The sequence below is a fragment of the Variovorax sp. 10N412 genome (assembly GCF_056394985.1).
This window is the reverse complement of sequence record NZ_JBFTIO010000001.1, coordinates 938860-957140: the sequence shown is the minus strand read 5'-3', so window position 1 is coordinate 957140 and position 18281 is coordinate 938860. Positions and strand designations below refer to the sequence as shown.

Sequence of the window (18281 nt, the reverse complement as noted above, 5' to 3'; positions counted from 1 at the left end):
TGCTGGGGCGGGTGGGGTTGCGAGTCTAGGGCCAGCCCGCTCACCGCGGGCCGCACCGCTCATCCCACCCGCAGCACCGCATCGGCCGGCAGCGCCTGCCAGTCGATGCACTCGCCCACCCCCAGGTGGTGCGTCGGCGCGGCGGCGCCTTCCGTGCTGCCCCACTGCAGCGTGAGCTGGCGCGCGCCGAGCCGAAGCGCGATCTCGAAGCCCGGCCAGTGCGCGGGCACGCGGGGCGTCAGCGAGAGCTGGCGGCCCTTCACGGCCAGGCCCAGCAGGGTCTCGACCGCCGCGCGATGCAGCCACGCGGCCGAGCCGGTGTACCAGCTCCAGCCGCCGCGGCCCACATAGGGCGCGGCGCCGTAGACGTCGCCCGCCATCACGTAGGGCTCCAGCTCGTAGACCGGCCCGCGCTCGGGGTGCCGGGCCCGGTGCGCGGGGCTCAGCCCTTCGAAGCTCTGCCACGCCGCGTCGTGGTCGCCCTGCAGCGCCTGGGCCATCAGCGCCCACACCGCGCCGTGCGAGTACTGCCCGCCGTTCTCGCGCACGCCGGGCGGGTAGGCCTGGATGTAGCCGGGGTTGTTGGTCGAGTTGGCGAACGGCGGCGTCAGCAGCCGCAGCAGCCCGGCCGGTTCGTCGTGCAGCAGCTTCTTCACCGACGCCATCGCCGGACCGGTGTGGGCATCGTCCGAGGCGCCGGACAGCACCGACCACGCCTGCGCGATCAGGTCGATGCGGCATTCGTCGTTGGTCGACGAGCCCAGCGGCGCGCCGTTGTCGAAGAAGGCGCGGCGGAACCATTCGCCGTCCCAGCCGGCGTCGTGCAGCGCGGCGATCCAGCCGGCGCGCGCGGCCGTCCAGCGCGCCACGCGTTCGTGTTCGCCGCGCGCCTGCGCCAGCGGCGCGAACTGCGCGACCACGCTGCACAGGAACCAGGCGAGCCACACCGATTCGCCGCGGCCTTCGTTGCCCACGCGGTTCATGCCGTCGTTCCAGTCGCCGGTGCCCATCAGCGGCAGGCCGTGCACGCCGGTCTTCAGGCTGCGGTCGATGGCGCGCGCGCCGTGCTCGAACACGTTGGCCATCTGGCCGCTGCGCTGCGGCGCGTAGTAGGCGTCCTCCGCGCCGTCGGGAATGGCCGGGCCTTCGATGAAGCCGGCCATCTCGTCGAGCAGCGAGGCGTCGCCCGTCACCTCGACGTAGTGCGCCACGGCATACGGCAGCCACAGCAGGTCGTCGGAGAAATGCGTGCGCACGCCGGCGCCGCCGGGCATGTGCCACCAGTGCTGCACGTCGCCTTCAGGGAACTGCCGCGCGGCATTGACCAGGATCTGATCGCGCAGCCGGGCCGGGTCGGTGAGGGCGAAAGCCATCGCGTCCTGCAACTGGTCGCGAAAGCCGAAGGCGCCGCCGGCCTGGTAGAAGCCGGCCTTCGACCAGAGCCGGCAGGCCAGCGTCTGGTACACGAGCCAGCGGTTGACCAGCGCGTCGAACAGCGGGTCGGGCGTGCGCACCTGCAGGCGGCCGAGCAGCTCGTCCCAGAAGCCGCGCACCTGCGCCAGCGCCGCGGGCACGTCGCGCTGGCGCCAGCGCTGCGCGAGGTCCAGCGCGGCCTCGGCGCTGTCCGCGTGGCCCAGCATGAAGGTGAAGCTGGCGGTGTCGCCGGCCGCCACGACGAACTCGCCGCCGATGGCCGCGCAGGCGTCCAGCCCGCTGCCGGCGCGGCGCGCGAGCGTGTCGGGCACCTCGACGCCGCCGCGGCCGCCGAAGAATTCATTGCGGTCGCAGGTCCATTGCGTGGCGCCGATGGTGGCGCCCTGCAGGCCCGTCAGCAGCAGGAAGGCCGTGGTTCCGCCGAAGCCCGCGCCCGATTCGCGCTGTTCGCCGAACACGGCCGGCTGGTCTTCCGGCTTCCAGCAGCGCACGGTGCGCCGCGTGCCGCGCGCGTCGCCGAGCTGCCATTCCGCCATGGCCAGTGCGCGCAGGCGGCGCGCGCCCGCGCCCTGGTTGTGCACGCGCACATGCACCAGCTTGACGGCCTCGTCGCGGTCCGCGAAGAAGGTGGTTTCCAGCGCGAGCGCGCCCGCCTGGTGGTCGAACACGGTGTAGCCCTGGCCGTGGCGCACGCGGTGGCGCGCGCCGGCGGTGGTGCCGCCCGCGGGGGTCAGCGGCAGCATCTCGCGCGACGCCAGGTCCTGCAGCAGGTAGTGCTCGAAGGCCGGGTCCTGCACCGGGTCGTTGGACCACGGCGTGACCTGGTGCATGCGGCTGTTGCCGGCCCAGGTGAAGCCGGTGCCCCATTCGGACAACTGGAACCCGAAAGCCGCGTTGGCGATGACGTTGATCCAGGGCCGCGGCGTGCGCCGGTCCATGCCGACCTCGAAGCGGTACTCGCCGGTGTCTGCGTCGAAGTCGCCTTCGGGTGCGCTGTTCGGCGGCGTCGCGGCGGCATGCGGCAGCAGGGGAACGCCCCGCGGCAGCGAGGGAACGCCCCTCGGCGCGGCCGTCTCGTCGGCGGCCGGCGCGGCGTCGTTGCGTGCCTCGTGCAGCGCAGCCACCTGCACTTCGAGCGGGCGCCCGTCGGCCGTGAACACCGCGCGCGCCAGGCTGGAGAGCGCCGCCTTCTCCGAGGGCACCACGTCCTGGTCGCGCAGCAGGTAGAAGCCGGCCGTGTCGTTGCGCGGAAAGCTGTTCTGCGTCTGCTGCGTGACGCGTGCGCGCAGCACTTCGATTTCGCGCTGCAGCGGCATCAGGTACGAGTTGGGCTCGCTGTTGAGCACCACCAGGTCGCATGCCACGCCGCCGAAGCCCCACCAGGGCTGGGCGCGCAGCAGCGTGTTGATCAGCCCCATGCCGTTCATCGAGTGGATGTGCACCAGCACGATGGGCTTGTCGCCCGAGATGCCGAAGCGCCAGATCTGCCGCAGGTCGATGAGCCCGCGGTCGCTCATGACGCGCGGCGTGGTGTACGTGAGGATGGTCGTCAGGTCCTGCAGCGCCAGGTTCTGCGCGGGCGCGATGCTCAGGTCGCGCAGGCGCACCTGCGCCAGCGTGGCGGCCATGCGGGTGGCGCGCTCCACGTGCATCGGCTGCATGTAGCGGTCGATGCCGGGCATCAGCGCCTCGATGTCGTCGTCGGCCGCCGTGGCAAAGCTCAGCCGTGCGGTGGTGCCCGGCGCAATCGACAGCCGCACGCGCAGGCAGGCGATGGGGTCGAGCCCGTTGACCTGCTTGCCCCGGGCGGTGAGCGGCTGGGCGTCGAGCGCGGGGTCGGCCAGCGTGCGGTTGCGCCCGATGAAGGCGCGCCGGTCGGTCATGCAGTCGATCGACAGCACGGTGGCGTCCGCGGAGGCCAGGAAGTGCGCGGCGGCCACCACCGCGTCGCCGTGCAGGCGCGGCTTGCGCGACAGCAGCAGCGCGCGCCATGCGGGTTCCCAGCGCGACTCCACGAACAGGTTGGCGAAGGCCGGGTGTGCCTCGTCGGCCTTGGGGTTCGACAGCACCGGCTCGAAGTACGACACCAGCTCCAGCGTGCGCGTCTGTTCGCCCGAGTTGTGCAGCGTGATGTTGCGCAGCTCGGTGTCGTCCTCGGGGCTGATGAGCACCGTGGTGCGCACCTGCAGGCCGGGGCCGGTGGCGTCGAACTGCACCTGGTCGGCCAGGAAGCGGGTGCGGTATCGCCAGTCGGCGCCCGGCGCGGGCAGGGCGGTGAGCGAGGTGAAGGCCTGGGCCTCGCCTTCGGCCTTGACGTCGCGCACGAAGAAGAAGGTGCCGTAGCTGTCGCGCAGCGGGTCGTCGCGCCAGCGCGTCACGTTGAACGAATGCCAGCGGCTCACGCCGGCGCCGTTGGCGCGCAGGGCCACGGTGTAGCGGCCGTTCGACAGCAGGTGCGTGGGCTGGAAGCCGGCCGCCATCGGGTCGACCGTGCGGGGCTGGAACAGCGGCGCCAGCTCGGCCTGGCTGGGCTCGGGCGGCGTGCGCGGGTCGGCGCTGCCGATGATCTGGCGCGGCGTGCGCTCGTGCAGCAGCGTCTCGTGCGCCTGCACCAGCGCGGCACTGGCGAACCAGCGGCGCGGCGCGTCGGCGCACAGCACGTTGCACAGCGCCACCAGCGACATGCCCTGGTGGTGCGCCATGAAGTTGCGCACCACGGTGAATTCCTGGCCCTCGATCTGGCGCGACGCGGTGAAGTCCACCGCGTCGTGGAAGCCGAACTCGCCGCGCGCGCCGAGCGCTTCGAGCCGCTCCAGGTTGGCCACCGCCGCCACGGGGCCGAACGGCGCGGCCATGGCGCTGGCATAGGGCGCCACCACGCGGTCGGTGGGCGGCGTGCGCCGCAGCGCGAGGCGCGGCACGCCGAAGGGCGAGTACTGGTAGGCCAGCGAGTGGTCCTGCGCGAAGTAGGCCGATTCGGAAACGCCCCACGGCAGGTTCTGCGCGCGGCCGAAGGCCTGCTGCTCGGCGATGGCGGCGGTGTTGGCCACCTGCAGCAGTCCGTTGGTGGGCTCGGACATCACCAGCGCGGGCATCACGTACTCGAACATCGAGCCCGACCACGACTTCAGACTGGGCTCGAAGCCGACCAGCAGAAAGGGCCGGCCCAGCGCCATCCAGTGGCGGCGCGGCACGTCGCCCTTGGCGATGGCCAGGAAGCTCAGCAGGCGCGACTCGGAGGCCAGCAGGTCGTAGTAGCTGGCGTCGAGCACGTTCTCCTCGACCCGCAGGCCGATGTGGAACAGGTGGCGCTTGGGGTCGTACAGGCCGCTGAAGTCCATGCCGTCGTGCAGCGCGTCGCAGCGTTGCGCCAGGGTTTCGAGCGCGGGTGCCTCGTGCGGCTCGCACCCCTGTGCGGCGAAGGCGCGGCAGGCCTGCGCCACGGCCACCAGGTGGCCCGCGAAGTTGCCGCTGTCCACGCTGGACACGTAGTCGGGCGGCAGCGGCTTCAGTGTCTGCGTGTCGTACCAGTTGAACAGGTGGCCCTGGTGCTTCTGCATGCGGTCCACGCTGTCGAGCGTGGCCGTGATGCGCGCGAGCAATGCGTCGGTGCCGATCCAGCCGAACTCGCGTGCGCAGCAGGTCGCCAGCAGGTACATGCCGATGTTGGTCGGCGAGGTGCGGTGCGCAATGGTGGGCTGCGGCTCCAGCTGCAGGTTGTCGGGCGGCAGGTGGTTGTCGTCGGGGCCCACCACGTGCTCGAAGAAGCGCCAGGTGTCGTGCGCAACGGTTTCCAGGTAGGTGCGCTGCGCGGTGCTCAGCGGCTCGGGCAGCTTTGCCTCGACGCGGCTGCTCCACCAGGCCGCGACCGGTGCCAGCGCCCACAGCACGAACAGCAGCGCGCCGATGACCGGGTACGCGCTCCAGTGCGCCGCCACGGCGAGCGCCAGGCACAGCACGCTGCTGGCGGCGGCGTTGCGCAGGAAGGGCAGCAGGCGCTGGCTCGATTGCGCCTGCGCCTGCGCCGCGGTGGTCCATTCGAGCAGGTGGCGTCGGCTAACGACCAGCCGCCACGTCGCGCGAAACCAGGCGTCGAGCAGCAGCCGCGACTGCGCCGCGAGCTGCACGAACTGCCAGGCCGCGCCGGCCATGGCGCGCAGCAGCTCGACCGCGCCCACGTCGAAGAAGTGGCGCAGCTCGATGGCGCGCCGCGTGGGCACCAGCCCGGCCAGCGCGCCGAGCATGGGCCCGAGCGTGAGGGCCGAGGCCACGGCCGCCAGCGCCCAGCCCAGCGGCATGGCCTGCGTGAAGATCACCAGCACCAGCAGCGCGAAGGAAGCCGGTGCCACCAGCGAGCGGCGCAGGTTGTCGGCCATCTTCCACAGGCCCAGCGCGTCGAGGCCGAAGCGGCGCGCGCGCCACATCAGCGGCAGCAGCTGCCAGTCGCCGCGCACCCAGCGGTGCACGCGCGAGGCCGACACGCCGGCGTGGTGCGGATGGTCTTCGACCAGCACCACGTCGCTCACCATCGCGCAGCGCGCCACGGTGCCTTCGAGCAGGTCGTGGCTGAGCACCGCGCCGTCGGGCAGGCGCCGGTCGAGCGTGGCGTGCAGCGCACGCACGTTCAGCAGGCCCTTGCCGGTGAAAGATCCGCTGCCGAACACGTCCTGGTAGATGTCGGACGCGCCGCTGCCGTAGGGGTCGAGCCCGCACTGCCCGGCGAACACCCAATGGAAGAACGAGCGCTCGTTCTGCATCGGAAACGGCGTGACGATGCGCGGCTGCAGGATGCCGAAGCCGGCGACCACGCGCCGGCTTTGCAGGTCGATCTCGGGTGCGTTGAGCGGGTGCGCGGCAATGGCCACCAGGTCGCGCAGGACGCCGGGCGGCAGGCCGGTGTCGCTGTCGAGCGTCAACACATAGGGCGTGCGGCCGGCGGCCAGGCGCAGGCCGTCTGCCAGCGGCAAGAAGCCGCTGCCATCGCCGGACGCGAGCAGGCGCACCAGCATTTCGAGCTTGCCGCGCTTGCGTTCCCAGCCCATCCAGCGCTGCTCGGTGTCGCTCCAGCTGCGCGGGCGGTGCAGCAGCAAGAAGCGCGGCGCGGCACCCGGTGCCACCGGGTACTTCGCGTTGAGCGCGGCGATGCGCAGCAGCGCATCGTCGAGCAGCGGCCCGTCGGCGGGCAGCGAGGCCTGCGCGGCGTCGGCCCAGTCGGTCAGCAGCGCGAACTGCGCATGCTCTTCGCGGTTGGCGAGCCAGTGCAGTTCGAGCCGGTGCACCAGCTGCGCGTTGTTTGCCACCGAAGCCAGCAGCGTGGGCATGACCACCAGCGCGCGGTGCCGCTCGGGGATGCCGTTCGCAAAGTCCAGCCGCGGCAGCGCCTGCACGCGCACCGACTCGGCCATGATGCGTTGCGCCAGCGAGAGCAGGGCTTCCGACGCGGGCCATGCGAGCAGGGCCATCGCGAGCACGGTGGTCCAGTCGCCGCGGTGCAGCAGGCCGTGCACCACGGCGGCCAGCAGCAGCGCGGTGCCCAGCGCCACGGAGCCGATGTAGACCGGCAGGCGCCAGCCGCGGTGGCTGCGGACCTGGCGCACGGGCGTCGCGCGCACGGTGCGGCCCGCACGGACCGCGCCCTGCCTGGCCTGCAGCGCCGCGACGAGCGCGGTGCGGCCCTGGCCGAAGAGGTAGTAGCCGGCGGTGCCGTCGGGGCGATCGGTTTCGGCGCCGGCTTCATCGGCGGGCGCGCCGGAGGCCAGCTGCACCACGGCCTGCGCCACTTCGCGCTCGGGCCGTTCGCTGGTGCGCGCCACCTGCTCCATGGCGTGCGTGATCTGCTGGCGTGTGAGTTCGCTCTCGTTGGCGAAGCTGGGCAGTTCGCGCAGCACGCGCAGCGAACGGCTCACGGGCTCGATCAGGTCGCTCCATTCGACCTGGCCGATCATGCGCAGCGTGGTGATGATGTTGCCGACCGTGAGGTTGGCCGCGGCCTGCGCGTTCTGCGCGTCGCCGATCAGCGCCGGGCCGTTGGGACAGTGCTGCTCGGTCCAGCGCACCAGCGCGGGCATGTCGTCGCCGTGCTCCACGGGCAGGCGCTGCCACAGCTGCGTGAGATAGCTGCCCTGCAGGCCGTGGCTCTGCAGCGCGCGGTAGAGCACGTCGAGGTCTTGCGACGACAGGTGCGGCGCGGCGTCCCAGGCGGCGTGCGCGATTTCGCGCGCCACCTTGTTCTCGGCAATGCTCTCCGCCACGCGGCGCAGGTTTTCCAGCAGCACCACGCGCAGGGTGGTGGGCAGGGCCCACAGTTCGCCCAGCGTGAGCTCGTCGACGTCCTGGTAGGCGTTCAGGAAGGCGGTGAACAGCGTCTTGTTGAGCACGCTGTCGGTGTGGGCCACGTAGGCCCAGGCAATGCCGTACACGCGCGGCAGGCCCGCCAGCGGCGGTGCCACCAGCTTGGGCAGGCGCGCGTAGTAGCTGCGCGGCACACCGTCGTGAATCTGCTGGAGCTGTGCCTCCACCAGGTGGAAGTTGTCGAGCAGCCACTCGGCCGCGGGCGACACATAGCGCCCGCTGAGCGAGATCAGCGCGATGTAGTCGAAGGCGTTGCGCAGCGACTCGAGGTTCTCGTCCACCCGCGGGAAGAAGGGCGCGCCTTCGCGTGCGTGGTGCGTGTCGTCTTTCTCGACCACCTGGGCACGGGCGAGGCTGTGCCCGTGCTGCTCGAAGCGCTGGATGCCGAACAACTCGGCGCGAACCGGAGGGGCTACGGGGTCATGGGGACCCAGAAGCAGCGCCCGGGCGTAAGAACTCAGCCCCTGGAGGCGGTCGACGGCGGCTGCGGCGCTCAAGCGATGGCGAACAGGCCGATGCCCAGCACCATGGCCACGCAGGCCATCGTGACGATGCGGCCCGCCGCAAGTGCGCGCACCCGTTGCATGTGGCTTCGCAGCGAGAACCATCGCCCGTGGGCGCGTGCGCAGTGGCGCATGTGCGAGGCGAGCGCCTCGACGTCGTTACCGACGAAATCGATCTGCGAATGGGTCAGTGACTGCGGGACTGGCATGGCAACGGGCTCCTTGTAACAACTTCGAGCTGCCGCGCGATTGCGAGAACTGTGGTGAACGTGTCCGACCGTACCCTTTTAATTGACCTTACGGGTTCCTCATTGCGGACAGAACATGTAGGAAAGGACGCACAAGGCGTCCTTTAGCGGCTGGAGTTGACGCAGGTCAACCCGTGTTGCGAAGCCCCGCGGCCACCCCGTTGATGGAAATATGAATGCCGCGCTGCAGCCGCTCGCCGCCGTCGCCCGCGCGGTAGCGGCGCATCAGTTCGACCTGCAGGTGGTGCAGCGGGTCGATGTACGGAAAGCGGTGGCGCACCGAGCGCTGCATCTCGGCATTGCCTTCCAGACGCTGCTTGGCGCCGGTGATGAGCGTGAGCGCGTCCGACGTGCGGTGCCATTCGGCGTCGATCATCGAGAACACCTTCTGGCGCAGCTTGCGGTCGGTCACCAGCTCGGCATAGCGCGAGGCCAGCGCGAGGTCGCTCTTGGCCAGCACCATGTCCATGTTCGACAGCAGCGTGCGAAAGAAGGGCCACTGCTCGTACATGCGCTGCAGCAGCGCCACGCGTTCCTTCTTGCCTGCGGCGGTGCCTGCGGCGGCCAGGAACTGCTCCACGCCCGAGCCGAAGCCGAACCAGCCCGGAATGGTCAGTCGGCACTGGCCCCAGCTGAAGCTCCAGGGCACGGCGCGCAGGTCGTCGATCTTGTGGCTGGGGTTGCGCGACGCGGGGCGCGAGCCGATGTTGAGTTCGGCGATCTCGCGGATCGGCGTGGAGCCGAAGAAATAGTCGCCGAAGCCCGGTGTCTCGTACACCAGCTTGCGGTACGCGGCCATGCTCGCGGTCGACAGCTCGCCCGCGGCCGAGAGGAACGCGGCCGGCGCCGACTTGCCCTGCGGCAGCAGCGTGGCTTCGAGCGTGGCGGCCACCAGCGTCTCGAGGTTGCGCCGGCCGATCTCGCGGTTGGCGTACTTGGAGCCGATGACCTCGCCCTGCTCGGTCAGGCGGATCTGCCCGCGCACCGTGCCGGGCGGCTGCGCCAGGATGGCCTGGTAGCTCGGGCCGCCGCCGCGTCCCACGGTGCCGCCGCGGCCATGGAACATGCGCAGGCGAATGGAGTTGGCCTTTTTCTTGTTGAGCTCGTCGAACAGCGCCACCAGCGCAATGCCCGCGCGGTACAGCTCCCAGTTGCTGGTGAAGATGCCGCCGTCCTTGTTGCTGTCGCTGTAGCCAAGCATCACGTCCTGCTCGCCGCCCGAGCGTTCGATGAGCGCCTGGATGTTCGGCAGCGCATAGAAGGCGCGCATGATGGGCGCGGCATTGCGCAGGTCTTCGATGGTCTCGAACAGCGGCACCACGATGAGGTCGCAGGTCGCGTTGCTGTCCATCGCGCCGCGCAGCAGGCCCACTTCCTTCTGCAGCAGCAGCGCCTCGAGCAGGTCGCTCACCGTTTCGGTGTGGCTGATGATGTAGTGGCGAATGGCCGCCGCGCCGTAGCGCGCACGCGAGGCGCGCGCGGCGGCGAAGATGGCGAGCTCGCTCTTGGCGAGCGGGGAGTAGTCGGCGTCGGGCACGCGCAGCGGGCGGGCGTCGTCGAGCAGCCGCAGCAGCAGCGTCTGCTTGGCGTCTTCGGCCAGCGATGCGTACGAGGGTTCGATGCGCGCGGTGGCCAGCAGCTCGGCGATCACGGCTTCGTGCTTGTCGGAGCTCTGGCGCAGGTCGACCGTGGCCAGGTGGAAGCCGAACACTTCGACCGCGCGGATCAGCGGCAGCAGGCGCGGCGCGGCGAGCACGTTGCCGTGCTTTTCCTCGAGCGACTCGGCCACAGTGCGCAGGTCGGCCAGGAAGTCTTCGGCCCTGGCGTACGGGTTCTGGGGCGCGACGGCATGGCGCGCGGCCTCGCCGCCGGTGAGCTCGCGCAGCGTGGCGGCGAGGCGCGAATACACGCCGGTGAGCGCGCGGCGGTAGGGCTCGTCCTTGCGGTGCTCGCTGGTGTCGGGCGAGCGCTCGGCCAGCGCCTGCATCTCGACCGACACGTCGACCAGCGTGGCCGAGAGCGACAGCTCGCCGCCCAGGTAGTGCACTTCGGTGAGGTAGTGGCGCAGCGCCAGTTCGCACTGGCGGCCCAGGGCGTATTCGAGCGTTTCGGCGGTGACGTTGGGGTTGCCGTCGCGGTCGCCGCCGATCCACTGGCCCATGCGCAGGAAGGGCGCGACCGACGGCGTTTGGCCGCCTTGCGCAAGGGCCTTCTCGAGGTCGGCGTACACGCGCGGAATCTCGCGCAGGAAGGTGGCCTCGTAGTAGCTCAGCGCGTTCTCGATCTCGTCGGCCACGGTGAGCTTGGAGAAGCGCAAAAGGCGCGTCTGCCAGATCTGCGTGACGCGCGTGCGCATCTGCGTTTCGTTGTCGGCGAACTCGATCGGGGTGAGTGCGTCCTTTCCGCCGGCATAGGCGCCCTGGCGCAGCCGGATCTCGTCGCGCACGGTCAGCAGTTGCGCGATGACGCGCTCGGCGTCCAGGATGCTCTTGCGCTGCACTTCGGTCGGGTGCGCGGTGAGCACGGGCGACACGTAGCTGCGGGCCAGCGAGGCGACGATGTCGTCGGGCTTCACGCCCGCCTTGCGGATGCGCGCCAGCGCGGTCTGCAGGTCGCCGTCGGCGTTTTCACCGGCGCGTTCGGCCTCGGTGCGGCGGCGGATCAGGTGGCGGTCTTCCGCCAGGTTGGCCAGGTGGCTGAAGTAGGTGAAGGCGCGGATCACGCGCACCGTTTCCGCAGCGCTCAGGCCCTTGAGCAGGTTCTTCAGCGCACGGTCGGCGGCATGGTCTGCATCGCGTCGGAACGCCACCGACAGCGTGCGGATCTTTTCGACCAGCGCATAGGTCTCGTCGCCCTCCTGCTCCCGGATCACATCGCCGAGGATCCGGCCCAACAGCCGGATGTCGTCGATCAGTGGCTGGTCTTCGGCCTGGCGGCGCTTGGGGGGGGCAGGGGTCTTGCTGGCTTTCATTCGATGTTTGTCCTGGACTTCTTGAATGGATGCGCCGTCTGCGTTGCTGCGGCGCAACATGCTAGCATTCCAACGGTTTGGAAACATGTACTTTTCGGGAACGGTCTTGAGCAATATCGTGATTGCCACGCGCGAAAGCCGGCTGGCCCTTTGGCAGGCCGAACACGTGCAGGCGCTTTTGCAAGAACGAGGCCACACGGTCAGCCTGCTGGGCCTGACGACCACCGGCGACCAGATCCTCGACCGCTCGCTCAGCAAGGTGGGCGGCAAGGGGCTGTTCGTGAAAGAGCTGGAACTCGCGCTCGAAGAAGGGCGCGCCGACATCGCGGTCCATTCGCTCAAGGACGTGCCGATGGACCTGCCCGAAGGCTTCGCGCTGGCCTGCGTGCTGGAACGCGAAGACCCGCGCGACGCGCTGGTCTCCAACCGCTATGCCGGCATCGACGAACTGCCGCAGGGCGCGGTGGTCGGCACCTCCAGCCTGCGCCGCGTGGTGCTGCTGCGCGCGCTGCGGCCCGACCTGCGCATCGAACCGCTGCGCGGCAACCTCGACACCCGGCTGCGCAAGCTCGACGAAGGGCAGTACGACGCCATCGTGCTGGCCGCGGCCGGGCTCAAGCGGCTGGGCCTGGAGAGCCGCATCCGCGTGGCCTTCGACCCCGACACCATGCTGCCCGCCGCGGGGCAGGGCGCATTGGGCGTCGAGGTGCGCGCGGACCGCACCGAGCTCATCGAACTGCTGCGCTCGCTGGCCCACCAGGGCGACTGGCTGTCCACCTCGGCCGAGCGCGCGGTGAGCCGCGCGATGGGCGGCAGCTGCTCGATGCCGCTCGCGGCGCACGCACGCTGGCAGCCAGATGGCGCGCTGCGCATCGATGCGGCCTGGGGCGACCCCGAAGGCGTCGCACCGCTGGTGAGGGTGCACGCGCTGTCACCGGCCGGCGACTTCGCCCAGGCCGATGCACTCGGCGAGCGCGCCGCCGTGCTGCTGCGCGACGCCGGGGCGCGCTGAACCGCCGTGGTCATCGCATGACCGCCCGCCCCGTCATCGTCACGCGGCCGGCACGCGAGGCGCAGCAATGGGTCAGCGACCTGCGCGCGGCTGGGGTGGATGCGGTGGCCTTGCCGCTCATCGCGATCGCGCCGGTTGCGGATGCCGAGCCCTTGCGCAGTGCATGGCGCCATCTCGCCGACCATGCGGCGCTGATGTTCGTGAGCGCCACCGCCGTCGAGCATTTCTTCCAGCACAGGGACGCCGCTGTTTCATTGGCGGGCTGCCGCTTCTGGGCCACGGGCCCGGGCACCACGCGTGCCTTGCTTCGCGCCGGCGTGCCGCCCGAATCCATCGACGCACCGCCACCCGAGGCCACGCGCTTCGACTCCGAGGCGCTGTGGGAGCGCGTGCAGGCCCAGGTGTCGGCGGGCGTGCGCGTGCTGATCGTGCGTGGCGGCGACGAAGCCGGGCGCCCGACCGGGCGAGACTGGCTCGCGAACGAAATCGAGGCCGCGGGCGGCCTGCGCGACACCGTGGTCGCCTACCGCCGGCTGCCGCCGTTGCTGGACGACGCGCAACGCCGGCTCGCCGTCGACGGCGCCGAAGGCCGTGCGATCTGGCTGTTCAGCAGCTCCGAGGCCATAGGCAATCTGCAGCGCGCGATGCCCGGCACCGACTGGCATGCCGCCAGCGCCGTCGCCACCCACGCACGCATCGGCGAAGCCGCGCGGGCCGCGGGTTTCGGGGCGTTGCGTGTATGCACACCGCTGCAGGATGCACTGGTCGCGTCGATAGAATCCCTCGCATGAGCGCCGCGTCCCCGTCAGACGATCTTTCTTCTTCCGCCACCGCCGCCAACGCGCCGGTACCGGCCACCGTGGCACCGCACCAGACCCCGGCCGCCAAGGCCGCCGCCGCCTTGCTGCTGTCGCGCCTCGGGCTCGGCCTGATCGCACTCGTGGCCGTGGTGGCCCTGCTGATGGCCATCGCGCTGTGGCAGCGGGTCAGCGGCATGAAGGAGCAGCTGGCGCGCCAGAGCGCCGATGCCCTGACCCAGTCGATGGAAGCCCGCACGCTGGCACGCCAGGCCAGCGACACGGTGCGCGACGCCTCGGCCCGCGTGGCGCTGGTCGAGACGCGCGTGGCCGAAGTCGCGCTGCAGCGCTCGCAGCTCGAGGAACTCATTCAAAGCCTCTCGCGTTCGCGCGACGAGAACCTGGTGGTCGACATCGAGTCGGCCGTGCGCCTGGCACTGCAGCAGGCGCAGGTCACGGGCAGCGTCGAGCCGCTGCTGGCCGCGCTGAAAGCCGGCGATGTGCGCATCTCGCGCGCCGCCCAGCCCCGGCTGGCACCGCTGCAGCGCGCCATGCAGCGCGACGCCGACCGCCTGCGCAGCAGCGCCAGCACCGACAACGCCGAGGCGCTGCAAAAGCTCGACGAACTCATGCGCGGCGTGGACGACCTGCCCACGCTCAACGCGGTGGCCGTGCGTGGCACCGGCACCAATGCTTGGCAGGCCGAGCCCATTCCCGCCGATGCGCCCTGGTGGCGCCGCGTGTTGCTGACCATCCGCGGCGAGGCGCGCTCGCTGGTGCGCGTGGGCCGCATCCAGAGCCCCGAGGCCATCCTGCTGGCGCCCGAACAGTCGTACTTCCTCCGCGAGAACCTCAAGCTCAAGCTGCTCAATGCGCGGCTGTCGCTGCTGTCGCGGCAGATGGACGCCACGCGCAGCGAGCTGTCTCAGGTAACGGCATCGCTCAACCGCTATTTCGACCCCGCATCGCGCCGCACCCAGGCCGCCGCCACGCTGCTGCAGCAGCTGCAGGCGCAGGTGAAGACGACCGAGGCGGTGCGCATCGAAGATACGCTCGCCGCGCTGACCACCGCCGCCGCAGGACGCTGACCACGAATGCGCGCAGCAATCTGGCTCCTCGCCCTGTTCGCCGTCGCCGCGGCAGTCGCCCTGTTCGCAGGCAACAACCAGGGCACGATCACCGTGTTCTGGCCGCCCTGGCGCGTCGATCTGTCGCTGAACTTGGTGCTGGTGATCCTGCTGGTGGCCTTCGTGCTGCTGCACACGGCGCTGCGCGCGCTGGCGGCGTTGTTCTCGCTGCCCAAGCAGGCCCGCCAATGGCGGCTGCAGCAGAAGGAGCGCACGCTGCACGCGGCATTGCTCGATGCGATGGTGCAGCTCGTTTCGGGCCGCTTCTCGCGCGCACGCAAGGCGGCGCAAGCCGCGCTCACGCAGGAAAAGACCCTGGCCGCGCTCGGCGCCAGCCTGCCGCAGGCGCAGCAGGTGCGGGTGCTGTCGCACCTGCTGGCGGCCGAGAGTGCGCAGGCCCTGCAGGACAAGCCGGCGCGCGACGCCCATCTGCAGCAGGCCCTGAACGAAAGCGCCGACCGCGCCGTGCTCGTCAGCCCCGAGACGCGCGAAGGCGTGCAGTTGCGCGCCGCCCGCTGGGCGCTCGAAGACCGCGACGCCGCCGCGGCGCTGGCACGGCTCGAGGAACTGCCGCAGGGCGCGCAGCGCCGCACGCTGGCCTTGCGGCTGCGGCTCAAGGCGGCGCGCCAGGACCGGCGCACGCTCGAAGCCCTCGAAACCGCGCGCCTGCTGGCCAAGCACCGTGCGTTCTCTGAAGCTGCCGCACAAAGCATCGTGCGCGGCCTCGCAACCGAGCTGCTGTCGGGCGCGCACGACCCGGCGCAGCTGCAGCGTGCCTGGACCGAGCTCGACGCCAACGAGCGCGGGATGCCCGAGGTGGCGATCCATGCCGCGCAACGCATGGTCGCGCTGCGTGGCGACCTCGCGCTGGCGCGCGGCTGGCTGCTGCCGGCATGGGAGCGCATGGTGGCCAACCCGCGCGGCCTGGGCGACGCCCTGCGCGTGAAGCTGGCGCGCGCGCTCGAGGCGGGGCTCGATTCGGTGGACGCCGACTGGCTCGCCCGCATCGAGAGCGCGCAACGCAACAATCCGCGCGACCCCAACCTGCAGTACCTCGCGGGCATGGCGTGCATGAAGCGCCAGCTGTGGGGCAAGGCCCAGCAGTTGCTGACGCAAGCCGGCCTGGGCCTGCAGGACACCGAGCTCTACCGCCGCGCCTGGCTGGCACTGGCCCAGCTGGCTGAAGACCGCGACGACACCGCGCAGGCCGCCGAGGCCTGGAAGCGCGCGGCGCAGGTCGAGCACAGCTGAGCGGCTTCAGGGGCACGCGGCGGGCCCTCGGGTCTTTTCGCCCGATGGCTGCGATGGCTGCGTCACCGACGGCTTGCCGCTGCCGAAGATCCACCAGCTGAGGCCGGCCAGCACCCAGACGCCGACACCCCCGTAGAGCATCACCCACCCGAAGCTGTGCACCAGCGCCGCATGCACGATGGCGCCGGACGGGTCCGCCTGCGACAGCGCCGGAAGAGCTTCGGCGAGCGCGGCGAAGTTGCCCGCCGCAATCTTCTGCGCCAGCGCCTGCAGTTGCTGTGCATCGAACGACGTGGACAACGCGCCGCGCAGATGTGCATGAATGCCTTCGAGCAGGACGAAGCCCATCAGCGCGATGTTGACGGCCAGCGTGATCAGCCGCGCGCTCATGTCCATGCCCGAGGCCATGCCCGCGCGCGCACCCGGCACCGAGCCGGTGGTGGTGTTGGTCACGGGCGTGTTGGTCAGGCCCAGCCCGATGCCGGCCAGCAGGCAGCCGGGCAGCAGCGTCATCCAGCTCGCGCTGGCCATGCCGGCGCCGTGGCGCATGGCCATGAAGCCGAGCCCGATGACGAACAGGCCCAGGGGAATCACTACGCCGGGCCGATAGCGCAGCGACAGCCGCTCCGCCAGCGGCGGCAGCACGAGCGTGGGCAGCGTGTAGGCCAGCAGCGCGGCGCCCGTCGTGACCGCGTCGTAGCCGAGCGCGCCCTGGAAGTAGATCGGCAGGTAGATCATGAACGGCCAGAAGCTGAAGTTCATGCCGATGGAGCCGACGAGCGAGCCCGAGAAGTTGCGGATGCGAAAGACCGAGAAATCGAACATCGGGTGCGGGTGGGTCTTCTCCACCCACACGAAGAGGGCGAAGCTCGCAGCCGACGCGGCCAGCACGCCGATGGACGTCGGGCTGGCAAAGCCGAGTGCCGGGCCCTGGGTGATGAAGTACGTGAGGCCCAGCACCGCGAGCGACAGCGTGACCATGCCGGCAAGGTCGAGCTTCTGCGCGTCGGGGTCGCTGGACTCCTTCACGCTGCCCAGCACCAGGGCCAGTGCGACCGCCGCCAGCGGCAGGTGAACCAGGAACACCCAGGGCCAATCGGTCAGGGCCGCGATCGCGCCGCCGACGATCGGCCCGAAGCCCAGCCCCATGCCGAAGACGACGCCCCATATGGCGAAGGCCCGGCTGCGCGCCGTGCCGCCGGGGAACCGGTGCGAAAGCACGGCGAGCTGGCAGATCAGCATGGTGCCGCCCGCCAGGCCCTGGAGGAAGCGGCTGGCGATCAGCACCTGCGCGCTCTGAGCCAGCCCGCAGGCGAGCGAGGTCAGGCCGAACAGCGCCACGGACGCGACCAGCACACGCTTGCGGCCGTAGCGGTCGGCCAGCGTGCCGGCGGCCATCAGCACCGTGGTGCAGGCGACGGTGTAGGCGTTCATGACCCATTGCATGTCGCTGAAGTCGGCGTGCAATGCGGTTTCGAGGGTGGGAAGAATGACCGGCACGCTGGAGATTTCCAGGCCGAACATCAGGGCGATGAGGCAGATCGCGGCGAGCGCGATGCGGCTCTTGCCGGCGGGGGACAAAGACATGGGAAGGGCTTTCAGAATCTGTTTTGGGCGATTCTGTGGAAACCCTCTTCATGATGGAAATGATTTGATTTCCTAGAATTCATTAGGAAACATCATCTATCTATCGCCATGGACTTCGACCCCTCGCTTCTGCGCGCCTTGGTGGCCGTCAAGGAAACCGGTGGCTTCACGCGCGCCGCGGAGAAGCTGCACCTCACGCAGTCCGCCATCAGCCACCAGATCCGCAAGCTCGAGGCGCAGGTGGGCCGGCCGCTGCTGCATCGCACGACGCGCCGCCTGACCGTGACCGAGGACGGCGAAGACTTTCTTCGCTATGCGCGGCAGATCCTCGACACGCTCGACGCCATGACGCTGCGCTTTCAGCCGTCGCCGATCTCGGGCGTGGTGCGCTTCGGCGTACCTGACAACTTCATGGGCGACCGGCTCGCGCCCCTGCTCTCGCAGTTCGCCCGCGCATTCCCTGCCACGCGCATGGAGGTGAGCGTGAGCATGCACCTCGACCTGCGCGCGATGATCCGCACGGGCGAGCTCGACCTGGCGGTGGTGATGTCGCCGCCCGGTTGCACGGAAGGCACGCGAATTCGGCGCACGCAGCTGGTGTGGGCAGCGGCCGGGACTTTCGAGGTGCCTGCCGGTGCATCGCTGCCGCTGGCCTTTTTTCCGAAGCCCTGCGTCCACCGGGAGGTGGCGGCTGCGGCGCTGGACGCCGCCGCAGCAGACTGGCATGTGGTCTTCACTTCGGCCAGCCAGCACGGCATTCGCGCCGCCGTGCTGGCGGGGCTGGCCGTGACGGTGCTCACGCGCGAGGAGGTGGAGCCCTGGATGAAGATCGTCGACGGCCGCCACGGCCTGCCGAGCTTGCCGAGCGTGGATTTCTCGCTGATCTGGAGCGAAGCCGGCAAGACGGAATGCGCCTGCCGCTTCGGCCAGCTGATCCTGGAAATGCCGGACCTGCCGGCCCACGGCAAGGCATAAAAAAACGGCGCCGAGTGGCGCCGTT

9 protein-coding genes are annotated in these 18281 nt (G+C 70.6%); 5 read left to right on the top strand and 4 right to left on the bottom strand.

The genetic code is table 11. The features are described from left to right. Positions 1 to 59: 59 nt before the first annotated feature. From AC1DJH_RS04750 to ppc, 3 genes are all read right to left on the bottom strand, one after another. A complete protein-coding gene (locus tag AC1DJH_RS04750) occupies positions 60 to 8282 on the bottom strand; it encodes a glycoside hydrolase family 94 protein (protein ID WP_478184870.1) in 8223 nt (2740 codons plus the stop codon). Beyond that, the gene (locus AC1DJH_RS04745) at positions 8279 to 8497 is read right to left on the bottom strand and encodes a hypothetical protein (RefSeq protein ID WP_435435236.1); all 219 of its coding nucleotides are present in this window, start codon (positions 8495 to 8497) and stop codon (positions 8279 to 8281) included. Before AC1DJH_RS04745 ends, AC1DJH_RS04750 begins: the two co-directional genes overlap by 4 nt. Before the next feature lie 166 nt (positions 8498 to 8663). After that, positions 8664 to 11507 carry a phosphoenolpyruvate carboxylase gene (gene ppc / locus AC1DJH_RS04740; protein WP_478184869.1) on the bottom strand — a complete coding sequence of 948 codons (2844 nt, stop codon included), beginning with the start codon at positions 11505 to 11507 and terminating at the stop codon, positions 8664 to 8666. Between the two features lie 85 nt (positions 11508 to 11592). On the opposite strand from ppc, the gene hemC reads away from it, so the two are divergent. Genes hemC through AC1DJH_RS04720 form a run of 4 tightly spaced genes read left to right on the top strand, consistent with a single transcriptional unit; the run spans position 11593 to position 15694 of the window. Then, entirely contained in the window at positions 11593 to 12519 is a 927-nt protein-coding gene (gene hemC / locus AC1DJH_RS04735; protein ID WP_472116527.1) for a hydroxymethylbilane synthase, read from the top strand. A gap of 17 nt (positions 12520 to 12536) precedes the next feature. Beyond that, complete coding sequence (locus AC1DJH_RS04730; RefSeq protein WP_478184868.1) at positions 12537 to 13310, top strand: uroporphyrinogen-III synthase; 774 nt, start codon at positions 12537 to 12539, stop codon at positions 13308 to 13310. After that, positions 13307 to 14404 (top strand): uroporphyrinogen-III C-methyltransferase, encoded by a 1098-nt coding sequence (locus AC1DJH_RS04725; protein WP_478184867.1) that lies wholly within the window; start codon positions 13307 to 13309, stop codon positions 14402 to 14404. Before AC1DJH_RS04730 ends, AC1DJH_RS04725 begins: the two co-directional genes overlap by 4 nt. Before the next feature lie 6 nt (positions 14405 to 14410). Further along, positions 14411 to 15694, top strand: coding sequence for a heme biosynthesis HemY N-terminal domain-containing protein (locus AC1DJH_RS04720; RefSeq protein WP_472116536.1), 1284 nt, complete (start codon positions 14411 to 14413; stop codon positions 15692 to 15694). A 6-nt stretch (positions 15695 to 15700) separates the two neighbouring features. Here the strand turns inward: AC1DJH_RS04720 and AC1DJH_RS04715 are convergent, their stop codons facing one another. Next, positions 15701 to 17281 carry an MFS transporter gene (locus AC1DJH_RS04715; protein ID WP_478184866.1) on the bottom strand — a complete coding sequence of 527 codons (1581 nt, stop codon included), beginning with the start codon at positions 17279 to 17281 and terminating at the stop codon, positions 15701 to 15703. 108 nt (positions 17282 to 17389) lie between these two features. Here AC1DJH_RS04715 and AC1DJH_RS04710 point away from each other — a divergent pair, with 108 nt between their 5' ends. Then, the gene (locus tag AC1DJH_RS04710; RefSeq protein ID WP_478184865.1) at positions 17390 to 18256 is read left to right on the top strand and encodes a LysR family transcriptional regulator; all 867 of its coding nucleotides are present in this window, start codon (positions 17390 to 17392) and stop codon (positions 18254 to 18256) included. The last annotated feature ends 25 nt before the right edge of the window (positions 18257 to 18281 follow it).